17 protein-coding genes are annotated in these 20,420 nt (G+C 66.8%); 7 read left to right on the top strand and 10 right to left on the bottom strand.

Features of this window, described 5'->3' with window-relative positions; genetic code table 11:
- The first annotated feature begins 655 nt into the window (after positions 1–655).
- Positions 656–1,321 carry an aspartate/glutamate racemase family protein gene (locus tag CN97_RS10925; protein ID WP_035710989.1) on the top strand — a complete coding sequence of 222 codons (666 nt, stop codon included), beginning with the start codon at positions 656–658 and terminating at the stop codon, positions 1,319–1,321.
- A gap of 340 nt (positions 1,322–1,661) precedes the next feature.
- Here CN97_RS10925 and CN97_RS10930 read toward each other — a convergent pair whose 3' ends face one another.
- From CN97_RS10930 to CN97_RS10950, 5 genes are all read right to left on the bottom strand, one after another.
- Entirely contained in the window at positions 1,662–2,672 is a 1,011-nt protein-coding gene (locus CN97_RS10930) for an ABC transporter ATP-binding protein (RefSeq protein ID WP_051911154.1), read from the bottom strand.
- Positions 2,669–3,733 (bottom strand): ABC transporter ATP-binding protein, encoded by a 1,065-nt coding sequence (locus CN97_RS10935; protein WP_035710990.1) that lies wholly within the window; start codon positions 3,731–3,733, stop codon positions 2,669–2,671. The genes CN97_RS10930 and CN97_RS10935 overlap by 4 nt, the downstream gene beginning before the upstream one ends.
- The gene (locus CN97_RS10940) at positions 3,720–4,595 is read right to left on the bottom strand and encodes an ABC transporter permease (RefSeq protein ID WP_035710992.1); all 876 of its coding nucleotides are present in this window, start codon (positions 4,593–4,595) and stop codon (positions 3,720–3,722) included. Before CN97_RS10940 ends, CN97_RS10935 begins: the two co-directional genes overlap by 14 nt.
- A gap of 2 nt (positions 4,596–4,597) precedes the next feature.
- A complete protein-coding gene (locus CN97_RS10945) occupies positions 4,598–5,551 on the bottom strand; it encodes an ABC transporter permease (protein ID WP_035710994.1) in 954 nt (317 codons plus the stop codon).
- Positions 5,552–6,278: 727 nt separating this feature from the next.
- Positions 6,279–7,877 carry an ABC transporter substrate-binding protein gene (locus tag CN97_RS10950; protein WP_035710996.1) on the bottom strand — a complete coding sequence of 533 codons (1,599 nt, stop codon included), beginning with the start codon at positions 7,875–7,877 and terminating at the stop codon, positions 6,279–6,281.
- A gap of 1,494 nt (positions 7,878–9,371) precedes the next feature.
- Between CN97_RS10950 and CN97_RS10955 the strand changes: the two genes are divergently transcribed.
- The 5 genes from CN97_RS10955 to CN97_RS10975 are packed head-to-tail and all read left to right on the top strand — an operon-like array spanning position 9,372 to position 15,181.
- A complete protein-coding gene (locus tag CN97_RS10955; RefSeq protein ID WP_035711332.1) occupies positions 9,372–10,814 on the top strand; it encodes an NAD-dependent succinate-semialdehyde dehydrogenase in 1,443 nt (480 codons plus the stop codon).
- 50 nt (positions 10,815–10,864) lie between these two features.
- Complete coding sequence (locus tag CN97_RS10960) at positions 10,865–12,019, top strand: iron-containing alcohol dehydrogenase (RefSeq protein ID WP_035710998.1); 1,155 nt, start codon at positions 10,865–10,867, stop codon at positions 12,017–12,019.
- Positions 12,019–13,473 (top strand): flavin-containing monooxygenase, encoded by a 1,455-nt coding sequence (locus CN97_RS10965; RefSeq protein WP_035711002.1) that lies wholly within the window; start codon positions 12,019–12,021, stop codon positions 13,471–13,473. Before CN97_RS10960 ends, CN97_RS10965 begins: the two co-directional genes overlap by 1 nt.
- A 2-nt stretch (positions 13,474–13,475) precedes the next feature.
- A complete protein-coding gene (locus CN97_RS10970) occupies positions 13,476–14,423 on the top strand; it encodes an alpha/beta hydrolase (RefSeq protein WP_035711017.1) in 948 nt (315 codons plus the stop codon).
- Positions 14,420–15,181: an IclR family transcriptional regulator gene (locus tag CN97_RS10975; protein ID WP_035711025.1), complete on the top strand. Its 762-nt coding sequence runs from the start codon at positions 14,420–14,422 to the stop codon at positions 15,179–15,181. The genes CN97_RS10970 and CN97_RS10975 overlap by 4 nt, the downstream gene beginning before the upstream one ends.
- A gap of 124 nt (positions 15,182–15,305) precedes the next feature.
- Here CN97_RS10975 and CN97_RS10980 read toward each other — a convergent pair whose 3' ends face one another.
- Positions 15,306–16,352, bottom strand: a complete 1,047-nt coding sequence (locus tag CN97_RS10980; RefSeq protein ID WP_035711027.1) for a helix-turn-helix domain-containing protein — start codon at positions 16,350–16,352, stop codon at positions 15,306–15,308.
- A 51-nt stretch (positions 16,353–16,403) separates the two neighbouring features.
- On the bottom strand, positions 16,404–16,913 hold the full coding sequence (locus CN97_RS10985) for a hypothetical protein (RefSeq protein WP_035711029.1): 510 nt from the start codon (positions 16,911–16,913) through the stop codon (positions 16,404–16,406).
- 92 nt (positions 16,914–17,005) lie between these two features.
- Here CN97_RS10985 and CN97_RS10990 point away from each other — a divergent pair, with 92 nt between their 5' ends.
- Positions 17,006–17,929, top strand: coding sequence for a LysR family transcriptional regulator (locus tag CN97_RS10990; protein ID WP_051911156.1), 924 nt, complete (start codon positions 17,006–17,008; stop codon positions 17,927–17,929).
- Here CN97_RS10990 and CN97_RS10995 read toward each other — a convergent pair.
- Genes CN97_RS10995 through CN97_RS11005 form a run of 3 tightly spaced genes read right to left on the bottom strand, consistent with a single transcriptional unit; the run spans position 17,908 to position 20,377 of the window.
- Positions 17,908–18,534, bottom strand: a complete 627-nt coding sequence (locus CN97_RS10995) for a nucleoside/nucleotide kinase family protein (protein WP_035711032.1) — start codon at positions 18,532–18,534, stop codon at positions 17,908–17,910. The genes CN97_RS10990 and CN97_RS10995 overlap by 22 nt on opposite strands.
- The gene (locus CN97_RS11000; protein WP_035711034.1) at positions 18,531–19,310 is read right to left on the bottom strand and encodes an ATP-binding cassette domain-containing protein; all 780 of its coding nucleotides are present in this window, start codon (positions 19,308–19,310) and stop codon (positions 18,531–18,533) included. Before CN97_RS11000 ends, CN97_RS10995 begins: the two co-directional genes overlap by 4 nt.
- Positions 19,307–20,377, bottom strand: coding sequence for an ABC transporter permease (locus CN97_RS11005; protein WP_035711036.1), 1,071 nt, complete (start codon positions 20,375–20,377; stop codon positions 19,307–19,309). Before CN97_RS11005 ends, CN97_RS11000 begins: the two co-directional genes overlap by 4 nt.
- Positions 20,378–20,420 lie beyond the last annotated feature (43 nt).

The following is a 20,420-nucleotide window of genomic DNA, read 5'->3' on the forward strand; positions in this document are numbered from 1 at the left end:
GCAGCCTTTGACGGTACAGCCTACGGGTTTCCGGCTTCGAGGCGGTTGGCCAAGGCAGGCGTAGCACCCGGCGTGGCGGAGGGGTTACCGCCGTGGGATGACGGCAGAGGTCGATCCTCCGACAGTCCCGACCTTCCAGACCGGCATGCACGCGGTGCCGCGCGGCGCATCTCCGGGCACGATGGCAAGCAGCCGAGGTCAGTCATTCTGTCGACCTTCTCTGCTGTTCGGGTTGAGCCGACCTTGGCGATGATGGCGTTCGGCCGGTCCATATCTGTAAGCGGACGTTCCCTCGGGAACGGGCAGGGACGGATATTCGGAAACCCCCTATCCGCCACCTTCGGGATGTCGGACACGTGTTCGCCACTTCCAGTATGATGACGGTCAGCACCGCATATCGCCCGACCGGCCCGCGTTCGGAGCACCGCCCGGCCATGGGAGGCGGTTGTCGCAGATAGGCCTGTGGAGGGGCGATGCACCGCGCGATATTGGTGGCAGAAGGTCCGGTATTGCGGTCGCTTGCTCCGGGGCCAGACCGATAGACGGGTCTTGAGGCCAGGGACTCTTGACCTTAAGGGAGGGGCGGGATCGTATGAGCAGGCCATGGAGTTTGCGGCGCGGGTTCGTCCGGCGCGGATGCGAGGAAGGGCGCCGGATGATCCTGCTTCTCAATCCCAACACGTCGACGGCAACCACCACCGCGATGGTGGAGATCGCGGGGGAAGCGGTGGCTTCGTTGGCACTGGAGGGGCGCACGGCCTCCTTCGGCCCGGCGATGCTCACCGAACCCGAGGTGCTGAAGCGGAGCGCCGAAGCTGTGATCGCCATGGCGGAAGAACCCGCGCACGGCTACATCGTCGCGGCCTTCGGGGATCCGGGACTGGAGGCGCTGCGCGCCCGCGTCACTGTGCCGGTGGTGGGGATCGGGGAGGCGAGCTTTCTGGAGGCCGCGGTCCATGGCCGTTTCGGTATCGCGACCACGACGCCGCTGCTCAAGGACGCGATCATCGCCCGCGTCGCGGCGAGCGGGCTGCCGGGCTTCACCGGCTGCCGTTTCACACCGGGCGATCCCACTGTGCTGACGGCGGAGCCAGCGGCTCTTCTGGCGGCGCTGGCGGCGACGGTAAGGGCCTGCATCGACGACGGCGCGCAGGCTGTGATCATCGGCGGCGGTCCCCTCGCCCGCGCGGCAAGGGCGCTGGCCCCTGACCTTCCCGTGCCGATCATAGAACCCGTCCCCGCCGCCGCGCGCCTGATGGCCCGGCGGCTGGCCGAGACCCGCGCGGCGGACAGAGGGGTCGCTGGGCCGACGGGCGTCTGACCGGCGGGGCCTGCCAGGAGCAATGGGTCCAGCATCGGAAAATAGTGAAAGCTCTGCTGTCAGCGAGACACGCATCGTCGGGCTTTCCGACAGCTCTCCCGCTGTCGGACTGCCCTCCCCCGGTGGGTGATCGGCATAGGTCTGTCGGCCTGGGCGTCCTCCCCACCCTTCCGAATATGAATCCAGTCCCCGCTGCCGTCCGGCGGGTGGCACAGCGGCCCGCCAAGGAACTGACCGGCTACCGGAGGGGCTAGCGACCGGGAGCGACGGATTCACACCCCGCGCCGGAGCGTTTTCGGAGGATGTCGGTCTGTGCTGCGGCAATGAGCCTCGGGGGTTCTCAGGGGGTCAAGACCCCCTGAGCGGGGGGTAGCGGGGGGCTGGCCCCCCGCTCCTCCTCCAGAACACAGGCCACCCGCCGCCGTTCCCCCAGCACCACCATCGGCGGCAGCGCCGCCCGGCAGCGCGGCATCGTGTGCGGGCAGCGCTGCGCAAAGGAACAGGCGGCGGGTTTCGCCTCCAGCGCCGGCGGCACGCCCGGAATGGCGTCCAGCCGCTCGCCCTTCTTCACATCGTGCAGGTTCGCGGCCAGAAGCCCTCGCGTATAGGGATGGCGCGGGTCATTGATGACCTCATGCGTCGTCCCCTCCTCGATGATCTGGCCCGCATACATCACTGCGATCCGGTCGGAGATCTCCACCGCCACGCCGATGTCATGGGTGACGAAGATCACCCCCATGCCGAATTCCCGCTGCAATTCCCGCAGGAGCAGCAGGATCTGGATCTGCACCGTGGCATCCAGCGCCGTGGTCGGCTCATCCGCCAGCAAAAGCCGCGGTCGGCAAGCGAGCGCCAGCGCGATCATCACCCGCTGCCGCATCCCGCCCGAAAGCTCATGCGGGAAGTTCTTCATCCGCCGCTCCGGCGAGGGGATCCGCACCCGTCGCAGCATGTCGAGCGCCACGTCCCGCGCCTCCTCCATGCGGAGGCCCTTCTTGCGCGCCACGGCCTCGGCGATCTGGTCACCGATGCGGTAGACCGGGTCCAGCGCCAGCGCGGGTTCCTGGAACACCATGGAGACTTCGCCGCCGCGATAGTCCTGCAAGGCCCGGCCCTTCAGCGCCATGACATCGGTGCCGTTCACCCGGATGCTGCCCGCGATCTCCGACCGTTTGGGCGGCAGGAGGCGCAGGAGCGTCTTCAGCGTCACCGATTTGCCGGAGCCGGATTCGCCCAACAGAACCAGCATCTCCCCCTGCTCCAGCCGGAGCGAGAGGTCGTTGATCGCATGGACGGTGCGCTCGCCGCGGAACCGGACGGTGAGGTTCTCGAATTCCAGCAGCGCGGTCATTGCGGCGCCCCCTCCGGGCGGAAGCCGGTGCCCGCCTTGCTGTGGCCGGAGGCCGGGTCGTGGATATGGCAGGCGGCGCGATGCTCCGCGCTCGCCTCAAAGGGCAGGAGCGCCGGTTTCTTCGTCCCGCATACCCCCTCGGCATATCGGCAACGGGTGTGGAAGCGGCATCCCGCGGGCGGGTCGATCGGGTTCGGCGGATCGCCCGCCAAGGGGGGGGCCTTGGTCCGGTTGTCCGGGTCCATCGACGGCATGGCGGCAAAGAGGGAGGCGGTATAGGGATGCGCCTGCGCGGCATAGACCTCCTCCACCGGGCCCACCTCCACCACCTCGCCCAGATACATGACCAGCACCCGGTCCGAGATATAGCGGACCACGTTCAGGTCATGGCTGATGAAGACGTAGGTCAGCCCCAGATCGCGGCGCAGGTCATTCAGCAGGTTCAGCACCTGCGCCTCCACCGATTTGTCGAGCGCCGAGACCGCCTCGTCCAGCACCACCAGCCGGGGCGACATGGCCAGCGCCCGGGCGATGTTCACCCGCTGCCGCTGGCCGCCCGACATCTCATGCGGATAGCGGTCGGCGAAGCGCCCCGGTTCCAGCCCCACCCGGGCCATCATGTCCCGCGCCCGGCCGCGCGGATCGTCCAGCCCGTTGATCTTCGGCCCGAAGGCGATGCTCTCCTCCACCGTCAGGCGCGGGTTGAGCGAGGCGTAGCTGTCCTGGAACACCATCTGGATGCCGCGGCGGAGCTCGCGCAGCGCGATCCCGTCGCCGAGCTTCACCCCGTCGAAGATGATCTCGCCCGCGTCGATGGGAATGAGCCCGATCAGCAGCCGCGCCGTGGTGGATTTCCCGCAGCCGGATTCGCCGACGATGCCCAGCGTCTCGCCCTTCCGCACCTCGAAGGAGACGCCATCCACCGCATGGACGGTCGCCACCTGCCGGCCAAGAATGCCGCCATGGATGGGGAAGTGCTTGCGTAGCTCCTTGCAGACCACCAGCGGCTGCGCGGGGCCGCCGGTATCGGGGAGCGTATCGGGAAGCTCAGTCCTTGACATTCATCGCGCTCCTCAGGCCGTCGCTCAGCAGGTTGAGGCAGAGCGAGGTGATGAAGATCATCGCGCCCGGCAGGGCGGCGACCATGGGGTTGATGTAAATGGCCGTGCGCAGCGTGTTGAGCATGAGGCCCCATTCCGGTTCGGGGGGCTTCACCCCCACGCCCAGAAACGACAGCCCGGCGGCGAGGATCATGCAGACCGAGGTGAGCGAGGAGGCATAGACAAAGATCGGCCCCAGCACATTGCCGATGACATGCACCCGCATGATGGTGAGCGCCCCGCCCCCCGTGGCCCGCGCGGCGTCGATATAGTCGGCGGAGCGCACGCCGGACGTGACGCTTTCGGCCACCCGCGCGATGGGCGGGATGAAGACGACGGTGAGCGAGACGAGGCTGTTCACCACCCCCGCCCCCAATGCGCCGGAAATGGCGATGGCGAGCAGCACGGAGGGGAAGGCAAAGAACACGTCCACCGTGCGCATGATGATCGTATTGGTCCGCCCGCCGACGAAGCCCGCCACCACCCCCAGCGTGGAGCCCACGAAGAAGGCCAGCACCACCGGCACCAGCCCGATCATCAGCGTGAGCCGCCCGCCGTAGATCAGCCGCGCCAGCATGTCGCGCCCCTGTTCGTCGGTGCCGAGGAGATGCCCCGGTGTACCGATGGGCTTCAGCCGCGCGATCATGGACGCCTTGTAGGGATCCTGGAGCGGCAGGAGCGGCGCAAAGATCGCCGACAGGATCAGGAGCGCGAGGATCACCGCGCAGACCATCGCCACAGGATCGCGGCGGACGCGGTGGAGGACACCGCCCCAATAGCCGCGGCGGCGCGGGGCGCGGGGGAGGGCTTCGGCAAGCGCCATGGTCAGCTCCTCTTGATGCGGGGGTCGATGGCGGCTTGCAGCACATCGACGATGAGGTTCGCCATGACGAAGAACATCGCGAGCACCAGGATCGTGCCCTGCAGCAGCGGCAGGTCGCGCTGGAAGATCGCGTTGGAGAGCAGCATCCCGGAGCCCGGCCAGTTGAACACCGTCTCGATCAGGATCGAGCCGCCGAGCAGCGAGCCGAGTTGCAGCCCCATGACGGAGAGCGCGGTTGCGGCGGCATTGCGGATGACATGCACCAGCACGTCGCGGTTGGAGAGTCCCTTGGCATAGAGCGCCTGCACGAAATCCATGTGGAAGATGTCACCCACCAGCGCGCGGACCGTGCGCGCGACGATGCCTATCGGCACAACCGAAAGCGTGATCGCCGGAAGGATCAGATGTCGCACGTGCAGCCAGTCCCAGGCCCAGCCGTCTGCGCCGGCGGGCCCTGCCCCCATCGCCGGAAGCCAGCCGAGTTGTACGGAGAAGATGATGACGAGCACCATTCCCAGCCAGTAGTTGGGAAGGCTGACCCCCGCGATGGCGATGGCAGTCACCACCCGGTCGATCCAGCTATCGCGGAAGTAGCCGGCGATGAAACCGAGCAGGAGGCCGATGGGAAACGCGATCAGCGAGGCAGTGATCGCGAGGAGAAGGGAGTTCTGAACCGCCCTCCAGACCTCTTCCGCCACAGGCCGTCCGGTGGCGAGGGATCGGCCGAGATCTCCGTGCATGACATGCCAGACCCACATCAGGAACTGGACGGGGAGCGGGCGGTCTAGCCCATAGGCGGCGCGCATGGCGGCCTGCTCCTCCGCCGTGGCATCGACGGCCATGATGGCGGTGAGCGGATCCCCGGGCGCAATATAGACCAGCAGGAAACAGATGAGGCTGACCCCGAAGGCGACGGGCAGGACGAGGAACAGGCGGCGGATGAGATAGGCGAACATGGGCGTCCGTCTGGCTGGGCGCGGGAGCCGCGCGGGCTGGAAAGAGCCCCGCAAGGGGGCGGAGCATGAGGGGCCCGCAGGACGGGCCGCCCGGATGGCCTCTCCGGCGCAGGGCCGGAGGTGGTAAACTCCGGCCGGGGCCGGGTCGGCCCTGGCCTGCGCCTGACAACCGGCGGGGCGCTGGCCTGTGCCGGAGGATCGTGGCGCGACGACCGACCGGACCTTCACCCACGGCCAGAGCGGTATACCCGACGGCCGACTGGACCCTGGTCCACACCGGAGGCGGGACGACCCGCGCCTTTTCACCCGCGCAGGGGAGCACGGGTGGCGCCCTCTCTGCCGAGAGCAGCGCGCGCTGCCCACCGTAGAGCAGGGTGGCGCTTCCCCACGCCCACCAAGCCCTCTGCGTGCCGTCCGCGCGGCAAGTCACGGCCCCGGACGGCCTTCGACCCTCACCCGTCCTCCCCGCGCACCTGCGAGCCGCAGGACCGTGCGACTTCCCGCGCATCGCGGGCGAGGCTGGCCTTCAGGAACCCGGAGCAGACCCCCCGCCCGCCGGGCGATGGCGGGCGCGCGGCCATCGTCCGGCAGGAAGAGCCTTGACCAGACACCGGGACCAAGCACCAGGGGGCGAAGGACGGCAGAGGTTCCGTCCCCGAAATCGCCCCATCGCCGGGGCGCGCGACGAGGGGTTTCCCTCGACGGAAAGGGCCAGAGCCTGCCCCCGTCATTCCATCGTGATCGGAGAGAAGTCCTGATACCAGCTCTGCGCCTGATGGAAGCCTTTCACCTTGGACGACATCGCGCGGGGAGCCACGTCATGCGTCACCATCAGGAACAGCGCGTCGTTCACGAACTTCTCGTGCACCTTCTTCAGCACATCGGTCTGCGCCTCCGGGTCGAAGGTGGTGCGGATTTCCTTGAAGAGCGCTTCCATCTCCGGGTCGCAGTAATGGCCCCAGTTGGTCCCGTTGGGAGAGACGAGATCGCAGGAAAGGTGCCGGATGAAGCCCACGAACGGGTCCTGAAGCGAATAGGTGAAGTTGATCGACTGCGACCCCTCCACCGACGGATCCTTCGCCCCGGCGCGCCAGAGGTTGATCATCTGGTTCCACTCCACCACCATGAACTCCACCTCGATCCCCACGGCGGCGAGGTTCTGCTGGATGTATTCGTTCATCGGCAGGGGCAGCATCTGCCCGGAGCCGGAGGGGGAGATCAGCGCCTTCACCTTCAGCGGCTTGTCGGGGCCGTAGCCCGCCTCGGCCAGCAGCGCCTTCGCCGCCTCGGGGTCGTATTTGAGTTCGAAGCTCGGCGTGCCGAACCAGGCCGAAGACGGCGGCATGAAGCCCTTGGCCGGGACGGAAAGCCCGCCCAACAGCACGTTCAGCCCCTCCCGGTCCACGGCAAGGTTCGCGGCCTTGCGCACCCGGATGTCATTCCAGGGCGAGCCCTCCACGCGGGAAAGATGCCAGGTCCAGTTATGCGGATACTCGTTCTTGGTGATGGCGAAGCCCTGGCCCTCCATCATCGGCACCATGTCGGGGGCCGGCGCCTCGATCCAGTCCACCTGGCCTGAGAGCAGCGCATTGGCCCGCGCATTCGGCTCCGCCAGCGGGATCAGCACCATCTTGTCGAGCTTCGGCACCCGGCCCTTGTCCCAGTAGTCGGCGAAGGGCACCAGTTCCGCCTTCTCCCGCGGCGTGAAGGAGGTGAGTTGCCATGGCCCGGTGCCGGAAGGTTTTGCCGCCACCGCCTCCCAGCTCTTGCCCTGCGCCTCCCAGTTTGCCGGGGAGGAGATCATGATCCAGGCCAGCTGATAGGGCAGCGTCGCGTCGGGGTACTTCGTGACGATCTCCAGCGTCGCATCGTCGATGGCGCGGTAGCTCGCGATGGCGGGAATGCGGGATTTGCCCTGCGCGGACTGGCGCGGGTCGTATTGCGGGGCCTTGTCGTTCAGGAGCTTGTCGAAGTTCCACACGATGTCCTGCGCCTTCAGCGTCGAGCCGTCGTGATATTTCACCCCTTCGCGGATCTTGAAGATCCACTTGGTCTTGTCGGTCTCATCCACCGCATAGGAGGCGGCAAGGCCCGGCATCAGCGGGGCGGAGACATCGGGGTTCGACAGGTCCCAGTTCACCAGCGCGTCATAGACGGTATAACCGATGAAGCGCAGCCCCTCGCCCCCCTGATCCGGCTGGCCGGTGGTCAGCGGAATATCCGCCGCCGTCATCCCTACCCGCAACGTCCCCTGCGCCTGGGCAAGCCCGCCCGAGACCATCAGCAGGACGGAAAGTGTCAGATTACGGGAAAGGCTGTGCAACATCTCGGTCTCCGTCATGAGGTCCGGTGATGTTGCGCGGGCGCTGGCGGCGGAGGGAACGGTTCCTTTCGTTAGCGGGGCGGACCGGCGCGGATTGCACGGAAACTGTGCGACGGCACGCGGTTACGCTGAAGAAACGGTCTGCCGACGCGCGACTGAGAATATTCGGGAGGGGGCGGCGCCCTCCTTCACAGTGCCGCCGCAACGTTTTGTAGTGCTTATCCGTCGCGTCCGCGTGCATCATTATCATTATGGCTTTTGAGCGGGGCGATCTGCATGTCAGCCAGCTCCTCTTTCACCCGCAGGCCAACTGCACCGCCTGCAGCGACACCCCCCGCCTGATGAAGACCGTCTCGTTAACCGCCGGCGCATAGGCCCAAACTGGCGATACCATCGTCCCGCGCGTCATCGGAGCAACGGGGCGGCCGTGCTTTCCTTGCCGGTGACAGCTGTCGGGCCGCACTCCGCGCGTGGGGTCATCGCCCGCCCTGCCCGCCGCGATAGCCTGACCCGCGCTTCTGTAGGACATGTGGAGTGGGCCGGGCAACAGGACGGAACGACGTACTCCACGGAGGGCGCTGCAGTCTCCCCTGAAAGCCTGCGCTCCTGTACCGACTTCAAGCAGCGGCCACGCTGGCAGTTCCACTCGCAGCGTGCTCGACGCCACCCCGCGCGGACGACAACGGATCCGCATTCGAAGTACTGGGTTCATCGGTCCATGTCTCGCAGCGGCTGCCCCTTACGGCGGGGCTGTCGTTTCCGGCATCTACTTCCACCGTAGATTCCCGCACACGGCGCCGCGCACCGATACTGCAGCATGCAAATGTCCCTCGCGCCCCGATCCATCACCTGCCGGAGCAAATGACCCGCGTTATCAGTATCTCGCCCTCTCTTCTGCTGATGCCATTGAAGGTTACGCGGAAATGCCACCGCTGCGCCAGCGTGATGGGATAAGCGGTATAGAGGGCCCTCTCTCTGTCACGTTTCCCAGAAGAGATGTGACGACTGTTTTCAGGGCGTCTTTCTTGTCTTATCCACGAAGGGTCGATCCGGCGGCTTCTGTCCGGCACAGGGATATCGGCATCCACCCGCGTGCTCGGCTCAGCCGATGGATTTACCTCCCGCCCTACCCCCGATGCATCACCACCCATTTGACGAAAACCCGCGATGGTCCTGGCCACCATCAGCGCCTTTCCCGCTAGACCGCGGAACCTCCCTCTCTGCGGTGTCGTCGTGCACGTAGACCGACAATCTCTTTCTGGACGATAATGGAAACTACCGCTCATCGGCTTGCGGATGAGCCTGCTCAATGACCTCCCGGTCATCATGTCTTCCAACCCCAATGCCTCCTGTAAGCTGGCCGGTTTCGCTGTCATCGTCGGCCTAGGACTCAACGCCGGTGCGATCAGTTCTGATCCTCCGGGGTTGACACATGCCGGCTTCCCCGGCAAGTTTCCGAACGTCGTTCAATATACTGAACAGTTAAGGAAGCGCGCCATGAAACTCACGAATTCCGCCCTGCTGAAATCCGCAGCCTTTGTTGACGGCGCGTGGGTGGAGGGCCGGTCGGGCGAATGGCTCGACGTCACCAACCCAGCGAACGGCGAGGTGGTCGGGCGGGTTCCGCGTCTGGGCGAAGCGGAAACGGAGGCGGCCATTGCCGCGGCCGACCGTGCCTTCGGCCCATGGTCGAAACGTGCCGCCAAGGAACGCAGCCAGCTTCTCCGCAAATGGTTCGATCTCATCATCGCGAATGCGGATGACCTTGCTCTCATCCTGACATCGGAGCAGGGAAAGCCGCTGGCGGAAGCCAAGGGGGAGATCGTCTATGCCGCCTCCTTCATCGAGTGGTTCGCGGAAGAGGCCAAGCGAGTCTATGGCGACACGATCCCCGCTCCGCAGGCCGACAAGCGCATCACCGTCATCCGTCAGCCCGTCGGCGTCACCGCCGCCATCACGCCGTGGAACTTCCCGGCCGCGATGATAACCCGCAAGGTTGGCCCCGCGCTCGCTGCCGGTTGCACGATGATCGTGCGGCCCGCCGATCTGACCCCGCTCACCGCGCTCGCGCTTGCCGTTCTGGCGGAGGAGGCCGGCATTCCGAAAGGCGTGCTTCAGGTCGTCACCGGCAAGAGCAGCGTGATCGGCAAGGTGCTGACGGGCTCGGAAACGGTGCGGAAGCTGTCCTTCACCGGCTCGACCGAAGTGGGGCGCACGCTGATGGCGCAATGCGCGCCGACGATCAAGAAACTGTCGCTGGAGCTTGGCGGCAACGCGCCGCTCATCGTCTTTGACGATGCCGATCTGGATCAGGCGGTGGAGGGGACCATCGCCTCCAAATACCGCAATGCCGGGCAGACCTGCGTCTGCGCCAACAGAATCCTCGTCCAACGCGGCGTCTATGAGGAGTTCACCCGGCGCCTGGTGGCCAAGGTGGAGAAGATGAAGGTCGGCCCCGGCACGGAGGAGGGCGTCATCCTCGGCCCGCTGATCGAACCGGCCGCCATCGAGAAGGTGGAGGAGCATCTCGCCGATGCGCGGGCAAAGGGCGGCAAGGTTGTCACGGGGGGCGAACGGCTCGGCGGGCTGTTCATCTCCCCCGCCGTAGTCACCGGCGTGACGCCGGAGATGGTCGTCGCGCGGGAGGAAACGTTCGGCCCGGTGGCTCCGCTCTTCCCCTTCGATACGGAAGAGGAGGCAATCCGCATGGCCAATGACACGATCTTCGGCCTTGCTTCCTATTTCTTTACCAAGGACTTCGCCCGCTCGGTCCGGGTGGCGGAAGCGCTGGATTACGGGATCGTCGGGCATAATACCGGCCTCATCTCCAACGAGGTCGCCCCGTTCGGCGGAGTGAAGCAATCCGGCCTTGGCCGCGAAGGGTCTAAGTTCGGCATCGAGGATTATCTCGAGATGAAATACATCTGCTCGGCTGTCTGAGCGCCGGGGAGCGGCGGGCTCCGGCCCGCCTCAGGATTGCGGAGGGTAAAATGACACCATTCACGTTCAACACACCCGGTTCGATGCTGGTCGAATGGGGTGCCGCCGCCCGACTGGGAGAGATCCTCGCGGGTTGGTTCCCGGCGCGGAGCGCCTTCATCGTGACCGACAAGGGACTTAATCAGGCGGGCGTGCTTGCCCCCGCGCTCACCTCGCTGAAGGCTGCGGGTTTCACCGTCACCGTCTTTGACGACGTGGTGGCCGATCCGCCGGAGTCGGTGCTGCTGACCTGTGTGGACAAGGCCCGCGCGGCGGGAAGCGACGTGGTGATCGGTCTGGGCGGCGGTTCCTCGATGGACATCGCCAAGCTCGCCGCCGTGCTCGTCACGTCGGACCAGCCGCTGAAGGAGCTTTACGGCATCGGCAAGGTGACGGGCGGGCGTCTGCCGCTCGTCCAGATCCCGACGACCGCCGGAACCGGCTCGGAGGTGACGAACATCACTATCCTGACGACCGGCGAGACGACGAAGATGGGTGTCGTCGCCGATCAGCTCTATGCAGACAAGGTGATCCTCGATGCGGAACTGACCGTCGGTCTTCCACCGCTTCACACTGCGGCGACCGGGATCGACGCGATGGTCCACGCGATCGAAGCCTATACCAGCCGCCACAAGAAGAACCCGGTGTCGGACGTGCTGGCCCGGGCGGCACTGAGGCTGCTGTCGGACAACCTCGTCGCCGCTTGCGAGGACGGCAGCAACCGCGACGCGCGGGAGGCCATGCTGCTCGGCGCAAATCTCGCGGGGCAGGCGTTTGCCAATGCGCCGGTGGCGGCGGTCCATGCGCTGGCCTATCCGCTCGGCGGGCATTACCACATCCCCCACGGGCTTTCGAACGCGCTGATGCTCGGCCCGGTGCTGCGCTTCAACGCGACCGCTGCGGCGCCGCTCTATGCGGAACTGGCGGATGCGCTTCTCCCGCCCTCGGAGGAGGGGACACAGGCCCGCGCCACCGCCTTCGTCGACCACATGCTGACGCTGATGGACCGCTCCGGCGCCCCCCGCCAGCTGCGCGCCGTGAAGGTGACGGAGGAAAGCCTGCCGATGCTCGCCTCCGACGCGATGTTGCAGCAGCGCCTGCTCGTCAATAATCCGGTGGAAGTGACGGAGGCAGACGCGCTCCGCCTCTATCAGGAGGCGTTCTGATGGTGGAGGTTACGCATTTCCGCACGCTGATCCTTGGCGCGGGCTTCGGCGGCCTCGGCATGGGCGCCCAGCTGGTCCGTGCGGGGGATGAGGATTTCGTCATCCTCGAACGCGCGGGCGAGATCGGCGGTGTGTGGCGCGACAACGCCTATCCGGGCGCCGCCTGCGATACGGAGGCGCATCTCTACTGCTATTCCTTCTTTCCGCATCTCCGGGTCAGCCGGATGTATGCCGGGCGGGAGGAATTGCTGGGCTACATGGGGCGTCTGGCGGACGAATACGGCCTGCGCGACCATATCCGCTTCGACAGCGAAATCCTCAGCGCGGAATGGGATGGCGCGGCGCGGCTGTGGCGCTTTGCGGTGCGGGGCGGCGCGCACTATACGGCGGAGGTGTTTGTCACTGCCTGGGGGCAGCTCAACAAACCCGCGATTCCGGCCTTCGAGGGGCTGGAGAGTTTCCGGGGCGAGACCTTCCACTCGGCGGAATGGGATGGAAGCGTGGCGCTCACCGGCAAGCGTGTGGCCTCCGTCGGCAATGCCGCGTCGGCCGTGCAATACGTGCCGGAGATCGCCCCGGAGGTCGGCCATCTCACGGTATTCCAGCGTTCCGCCAACTGGATCATGCCGCGCAACCAGATCGTCTTCGACCCGGCCCAGCTCGACGCCTATGAGGCCGATCCTGCGCAGTTCGAGGCCTCCCGCGCACATCTTCATGCCTTCCGTGAGAACGGCTTCGCCCGCACGCAGGTGGGATCGGAGGCGCAGGCGGAGGGCATACGACTGGCGCGGGAGCACCTGGAGAAGCAGGTACCGGACCCGGACCTGCGGGCGAAGCTGACGCCGGATTATGAGTTCGGGTGCAAGCGGATCCTGCGGTCGGACGACTTCTTCCCTGCGCTCTGCCGGGAAAACGTGACGCTGGAAACCCGCCGCATCGCCCGCTTCACCGAAGACGGCATCGAAACGGCCGATGGGACGGTTCTTCCCTTCGACGTGGTCATCTTCGGGACGGGCTTCGCGAGCCAGGCATTTCACGGCGACCTGATCGTCAAGGGGGAGGATGGCATGAGCCTGTCCGACGTCTGGGCGGAGGGGGCGGAGGCCTATCTCGGCATGACGGTACCGGGGTTTCCGAACATGTTCATGATCTATGGGCCGAACACCAACCTGAACCACAACTCGATCATCACCATGCTGGAAATCCAGCAGGATTACGTCCTCCGCGCCATCGCAGAGATGGAGACGCGCGGGGCCGCGGCGGCCGTCCGCGCGGACGTGTTCGACCGGTTCAACGAGGGGATGCAGGCCGATATGGCAAGCTCTGCCTTCTCCTCCGGTTGTTCGAGCTGGTACAAGAACGCCGCCGGAAAGGTCATCAACAACTGGTCCGGCACGGTGGACCAATATCGTCGCGCCGCGGAGTGGAACGCGGACGACTACGCGTGGAGATGACGATGGACGCCTCCGAAGCGCTTCTGCCCCTGGCCGATGTGGCGGAGGATCAGCGCCCGTTGATCCGCGCCTTCCGCGAGGCGGGGGAGATCTCCTTCCAGACCGTCCCGCTGGCGGAGGCGCGGGCGAATTACGACCTGAACAGCGCCGCGAACGGCCTGCAGACAGGGCCGCTGGCAAAGGTGCAGGACCATGCCATTGAAGTGCCGGGCGGCCGCATTGCGATCCGGGAATATCGCCCATTGGCGGGGCGGTTGCCTGCCATCCTGTTCCTGCACGGCGGCGGGTGGGTCATCGGCGGTCTTGCCTCCCACGATCCGCTTTGCCGGCTTCTGGCGCAGGCGTCCGGCGCGGCCGTGTTCGCGGTGGATTACCGCCTTGCCCCCGAACACCCGTTCCCCATACCTCTGCAGGATGCCGAGACCGGCCTTCGCTGGCTGCGCGAACAGGCGGAGACGCTGGATATCGACCCCGAGCGCATCGCGCTGGCGGGAGACAGCGCAGGCGGCAACCTTGCTGCGGTGCTGGCGAACACCTCGGACACGGAGCCTGCTGCCGTGGTGCTGCTCTATCCGGTGACGGACCTGCGGGGCGGCACCTGGGGCCGGTTGACGCGGGGGGTGCCGCTCTCCGTCCGGTCGATGGAGTGGTTCCGCGGCCATTACGCCGGAGAGGCAGAACTCTCCGACCCCCGCCTGTCGCCGCTGCTGGCGGCCATCCCGTCCCGTGCGCCGCATTTCATCGTGACCTGCGGCCATGATCCGCTGGCGGAGGAGGGCGTGGCCTATGCCGGACGGGTGGCGCTCCATGGGGCCGAGGTGGAGCATCACCACCTGCCCCGCCACGCGCATGGTCTGTTCACCGCCGCCGGCAAGGTTGCGACCGGGCGGCGGCTGGCGGAAGCTGCGGCTGCCTTCCTTGCCTCCCGACTTGGCGGAGGAGCGGGATGACGGTTGCGGAAACGCGCCTTGTCCCGGCGGTGGAGCGTGCGCGGGCCATTCTCGATTATGTCGCCGAAACTCCCGAACCTCCCGCACAGGCGGAGATAGGCCGTGCCCTTGCCGTGCCGAAAAGCTCCCTCCATGGGCTGCTCGCTACGCTCACCGCGCTCGGCCTGCTGAACGAGGAACGGGGGCGCTATACGATCGGGGCGCATGTGCTGAAATGGGCGGGTGCGGCGCTCGACCAGAGCGACATGGCGCAGGAGTTCAATCGGCTGATCGGCGCGATCCCTGCCCTTGCGCAGCACACGATCACGTTGAGCAGCCTGATTGGGGCGGAGGTGGTTTACACCTCCTGCCGGAACTCTACTGCACCGCTCGGCGTCACCTTCCGTATGGGGATGCGGCTTCCAGCCGTTTTCACCGCTACGGGCAAGGCGATGCTGGCATATCTTCCTGCCGAAGCCCGCGCGACCCTGACGGCTGAATTTCCGTCGCCTCTCACATCGGCCAGCGTGCGCGATCGCGCCGGACTGGATGCAGAGATCGCCCGCGTACGGCGGGACGGCTTTTCCATCGACAACGGTCAGGTTCGCGCTGGCATGACCTGCATCGGCGCCGCGGTGCTGAACCGCGCGGGCCTGCCGGTTGCCGGTGTGGCGCTGTCCATGACAACGGAGGAGGCGACCCCCGCCGCCATTGCGGAGGCGGGAGAGGCGATCGCCGACCTTGCGACGCGCCTTTCCCGGTTCACGGCACTGGCCTAGGAAGCGGTGCGCATCGATCCCTCTTTCGGTGCGGCACTGCAGTAGCCCGACGTTCGCAGCCCTTGTTGGCCGGCTGCGATGTTGTGGCGTGGTCCGCGCCCAGCGACCCGATGACCGGGCCGGATCACCCCTGGTCCGCCAGCGCCCAGACACGGAACCGGGCATGTCCCGTGACCTCGCGCACAAGCCCCCGCTGCGCGAAGGTATCAATGTTTCGTTGCGCCGCAGCACGGGAAGACCCCGTTTCCCGCGCCGCCAGAGGCACCGAAACCATGGGATGGCGCAGGAAGGTGTCGAGCAGGCGCGGGGGTGTGCGGCCGGACAGATCCGCGATCGCTTCCGTGGCCCGCGCCCGCCAGTCCATCAGGCGGTCAAGGGTCAGCAGCGCCACCAGCACCGACTGATGCGCAGCCTCTACCCACCGGGCGAGCCTCCGCTCCACTGGCCCGTTCGCCACCAGCGCCGACGGCCCTGCGAGGGCGAGCGGCAGGAAGGCGAGCGAGGTGCCCTGGCCCTCCGCCGCGATCCGTGCCCCGATCACCGCGGCCTCCGCACGCCTGAGCGGCCAGGGGCGTTCGTCCAGCCCCTGCCACAGGTGATAGGCCGCACATCCCTTGACCACCGGATGAAGGGCGGCGATGCCCGCGAGCTCCGCCTCCACCTCCTCCGGCAGCGTATCCAGGCGCGGGTCCGGGCCGAGATGCTCCGTCAACCCCCGCCCGGGCGGAGCGGAGAGGCGCCGCGCCGCCCATGCCGTACGCGCCAGCGCCTCCGCCGTATCACCGGGTGCACCGATGCGGAACGCCCGCCAAAGCGCCAGCCGGTCCGCACCCACCCTGTCGCCGGTGCCCCAGCCGAGCGCCAGGGCCTCTGCCGCCGCGAGCCGCTCCCGCGCACCGTCGCCCATGTGACGTGCGCGTTCGTCCAGCCGTCCCCGGTCATAGGTCAAGGTGGCGAGGTCGTAGGAAAGCGCGGCCTGAGCCGCCTCCCAGAGCGCAGGCTCCACTGCGCTCCGCACGGGCCTGCGATGCCAGGGGGGGAGCGCTGGATCCTCCTCTTCCGGGTCGGGGGGCAGAAACCACAGGTCACCCTCACTCGGCTCCCCGTCATAGGGGCCGGGCGGAGGGTGATCCTCCTCCTCAGCGGGCGGGTACTGGCGACTGGCGTTCATCGCGCCACTCTTGGCGGTTTTGGCGTCCGGCTCAAGGAGAACCGACGCGGGTCACGCGGCGCGTGGCAAGAACCGGTGTACCCGCCCCTCCCCCGGCAGGGCTGCGTCATGCTCCGCGATAACGGGGAGCGACAGACCACGATGGGCGAGGGCCCCGCGCATTCTGGCCAGCGTGACCGGCTCTCGCGCAGGCAGGATCAGCGCGTCCAGCCCCGTCAGCAGCGCCGGGGGCAGTTCCACGGCACGAGGCTCCACCGTGAGCGGTCCTGCCCGCAGAAGACCGATCAGGGCTATCCCTGCCTCCCGTAGCGGCGCGACCTCCAGCGGCGCGCTGTCTGCTCGCACGGCGGCAAAGGCCGGAATGCCCCAGATCGTCTGTATGGCACGCACCGTATCCACCGTCTGAGCAGGGTCCGCTGCGGCGACCGCGATGAACTCCGGTTCCTCTGACAGAACCCCTCTGATTGCCCGCCACAGACGGAAGCTGCTCCCCAGATCTGCGGCTGGCATCACGCGATAAGACACTCTCGCTCCGGCGGTGAGGCTCATATCCAGCGGCATGGCGGTCTCCTTTTCTGCTCATCCCTTCATATCGGGAGGTAAACATGAGCGGAAATGGTATAACTTCATGAATTGATGAATGGAGATCATACATGCTTGACCGACAGCACCTGATGATCCTGCGCGAAGTGGATCGTCTGGGCAGCCTCACAGCCGCGGCGGAACGGCTGAACCTGACCCAGTCCGCGCTCTCCCATGCCATGCGGAAGTTCGAGGAGCGGTATGGCGTCGCGGTGTGGCTGCGCGAGGGACGCGCCCTTCGGCTGACGCAGGCGGGGGAATATCTGCTGGCGCTGGCACAGCGGGTGTTGCCGCAGCTCGACCATGCCGAGGCAGTGCTCGCCGATTACGCCTCCGGTCAGCGCGGCGCGCTTCGCGTGGGGATGGAATGCCATCCCTGCCAGCAGTGGCTCATGCGGGTTGTCTCCCCTTATCTGGCGACATGGCCGGATGTGGATCTCGAGATCCGCACGGCCTTTCGGTTCGGTGGTCTGGGGGCGCTTCTGGGCCATGAGATCGACCTCATCATCACGCCCGACCCCATGGAGCGGCCCGAGATCCTCTATGCACCGGTCTTTGATTATGAGCTGGTGCTGGCCGTACCGGAGGATCACCCGATCGGCGCAGTGGCCGCGCCGGGCGATCTGGCGCGCGAGGTGCTCATCACCTATCCCGTGCCGCCGGAGCGGCTGGATGTGTTCACCCGCTTTCTCGCACCCGCCCATGTCAGCCCCGCACGTCACCGGACGGTGGAGACGACGGACATGATGCTGCAACTCGTCGCCGCAGGCCGGGGGGTAAGCGCGGTGCCGGACTGGCTGCTGCGGGAAGAGGGGCGCGGCCTGCCGATCCGCGCGGCCCGGATCGGGGTGGAGGGGTTACCCAAGACCATTCATGTGGGCGTGCGTGTGGGAGAGGACGCAACCGACTACATCGCCGGTTTCATGGATATCGCGCGCGCCACGTCTCTGACCGCGCCTGCAGGCACCGACGGTCAGTCTGACGCCGTGACCTGATCCGACAACCTCACCTCGGCAGGAGTAGACCGGCTGAGCACCAGCCGTGCATTGGTCATGTCGTTGCCAAGCGCTCTTGCCCGCGCCGCATCCTCGGGGAGCCCGTGCTCCAGCCAGCGGCGAATGAGCCTCTGTTCCAGCTCCTGGTCCGGCACATCGAGGAACACCGTCAGGTCGAGAAGCGGCGCGACGCCGCCCCATGCGCCATCGGGCAAAAGCAGGTAGTTGCCCTCCACCACCAGCAACCGGTGTCGCTTCTCCACGATGTCGGCACCGGCCCGGGCAAGGTCGGCAGCGCGATCGAACACAGGGATGGCCGCCTCCTCTCCCGCGCGCAGGCGCGTGAGGAGAGCCACGAAACCACCCGTGTCGAAGGTCTGCGGCGCGCCCTTGCGGTCGAGCACCCCCCGCGTAGCCAGCAGGGCATTGTCATAGTGGAACCCGTCCATCGGGATGAGCCGTGCCTCCGGCCCCAGTTCATCAACCAGCCGGGCCGCGAGGGTCGATTTCCCCGCGCCGGGCGGCCCGGCGATCCCCGTGAGGAAGCGCGCGCCGTCAGGGGCGCGCGCGCGGATCAACGCGGCAAGGTCGGCAACTTCCCTCATGCTGCCTGCGCCGCACCCTCCGGAACCTTGGCGCCCGTCATGAAGGCCACGGCATCGGACATGGAGTGATCGCCCGGCCGGATCACACAGAGCCTGCGCCCCAGCCGGTGGATATGAATGCGGTCCGCCACCTCGAACACATGCGGCATGTTATGGCTGATGAGGATCACCGGCAGTCCCCGCGACCGCACGTCGCTGATAAGGTCGAGCACGCGACGGCTTTCCTTGACGCCGAGCGCCGCCGTCGGCTCGTCGAGGATCACCACCTTGGAGCCGAAGGCCGCCGCCCGTGCCACCGCCACGCCCTGCCGCTGCCCGCCCGAGAGCGTCTCCACCGGCTGCGTGATGTTCTGAATGGTCATCAGCCCCAGTTCGCTCAGCTTTTCGCGGGCGAAGGCCTCCATCCGGGGGCGGTCCAGTTGGCGGAGCACCTTGCCGGCGAGGCCGGGTTTCCGCCACTCCCGCCCCATGAACATGTTGTCGGCGATGGAAAGTGCGGGGCTCATGGCGAGCGTCTGATAGACGGTCTCGATCCCCGCCCCCCGCGCCTCGATCGGGGAGCGGAAGGAGACGGCGCGACCCTCGAGCGTGATCTCCCCGTCATCGGGGCGGATCGCGCCGGAGAGCGCCTTGATGAGGGAGGATTTTCCCGCCCCGTTATCGCCGATTACCGCAAGGATCTCCCCCGGCATCAGGTCGAAGTCGCAGTTGTCGAGCGCTGTGACACGGCCGTAGCGTTTCACCAGCCCACGCGCCTTGAGCAGAGGTTCGGTCATACGGAAACCTTTCTGATCCACTGGTCCACCGCCACGGCGCAGATGATGAGCACGCCGATCAGGAAGAAGGTCCATTGCGGGTCTGTGCCGACAAGGCGCAAGCCCATCTCGAAGACGCCGACGATCATCGCGCCGAAGAACATGCCGATGATGGAACCGCGCCCGCCGAAGAGCGATATCCCCCCGATGACAACCGCCGTGATCGACTGAATGTTGCCCAGCTGCCCGGTGGATGCCGTCGGTGAGACGGAGCCGAAACGCCCGATCATCACCCAGCCCGCAACCGCGCAGAAGAAACCTGCCAGCGCATAGACCTGCATCAGCCGCCGCTTCGTAGGAACGCCCGCCAGTTCCGCCGCCACGGGATCGTCACCCGTTGCATAGACATGGCGCCCCCAGGCGGTATGCCGCAGGATCCAGGCCATCACCGCGACAAGCGCCACCATGAGGAATACGGCATAGAGCACCTTGACGCCGCCGGGCTGGATCGAGTTGCCCCAGAACTGAAGCATCGGCGCCCGTTCGGCGATCTCGGAGGACCGGATCGTCTCGTTCCTGGAGAAGATGAAGTTGGAGGCCAGCAGGATCTGCCATGTCCCCAAGGTCGCGATGAAGGGCGGCAGGCGCAGCCGCGCCACCAGCCAACCGTTCAGCAGGCCCATCAGGGTGCCGAGCATCAACCCGAGCGCAATCGCTGCTGGCGCAGGTATGCCGTAGCGAAAGGTGAGCTGTCCCATGAGCACGGAGGAGAACACCGCGATCGCACCAACCGACAGGTCGATCCCCGCCGTCAGCACGATAAGCGCCTGCGCGATTCCGAGGATCCCGACGATGGAGATCTGCTGCAGGATCGTGGACAGCGTTGTCGCCGTGAGGAAGTTGGGCGAAAGCAGCCCGAATACGATGATGGAGGCGATAAGAACGATCAGCGGCACCGCCGATGGCGTATGGTGCAGCCATTGCTGAAGTTTCTTCAGCGTGGTCCTGTTGTCCTGAAATTCCGCGACCCCTGCGGAGGCGCCCCTCAGGCCCTCCTCGAAGCCGCCCACGATCTTGGCATCAGCCATTGGGTTTCTCCCTCACACGTGGGGGGCGAAGGGCGGCGGTGAG

Origin of the sequence: Haematobacter massiliensis (genome assembly GCF_000740795.1) — a bacterium.
Taxonomy (GTDB): Bacteria; Pseudomonadota; Alphaproteobacteria; order Rhodobacterales; family Rhodobacteraceae; genus Haematobacter; species Haematobacter massiliensis.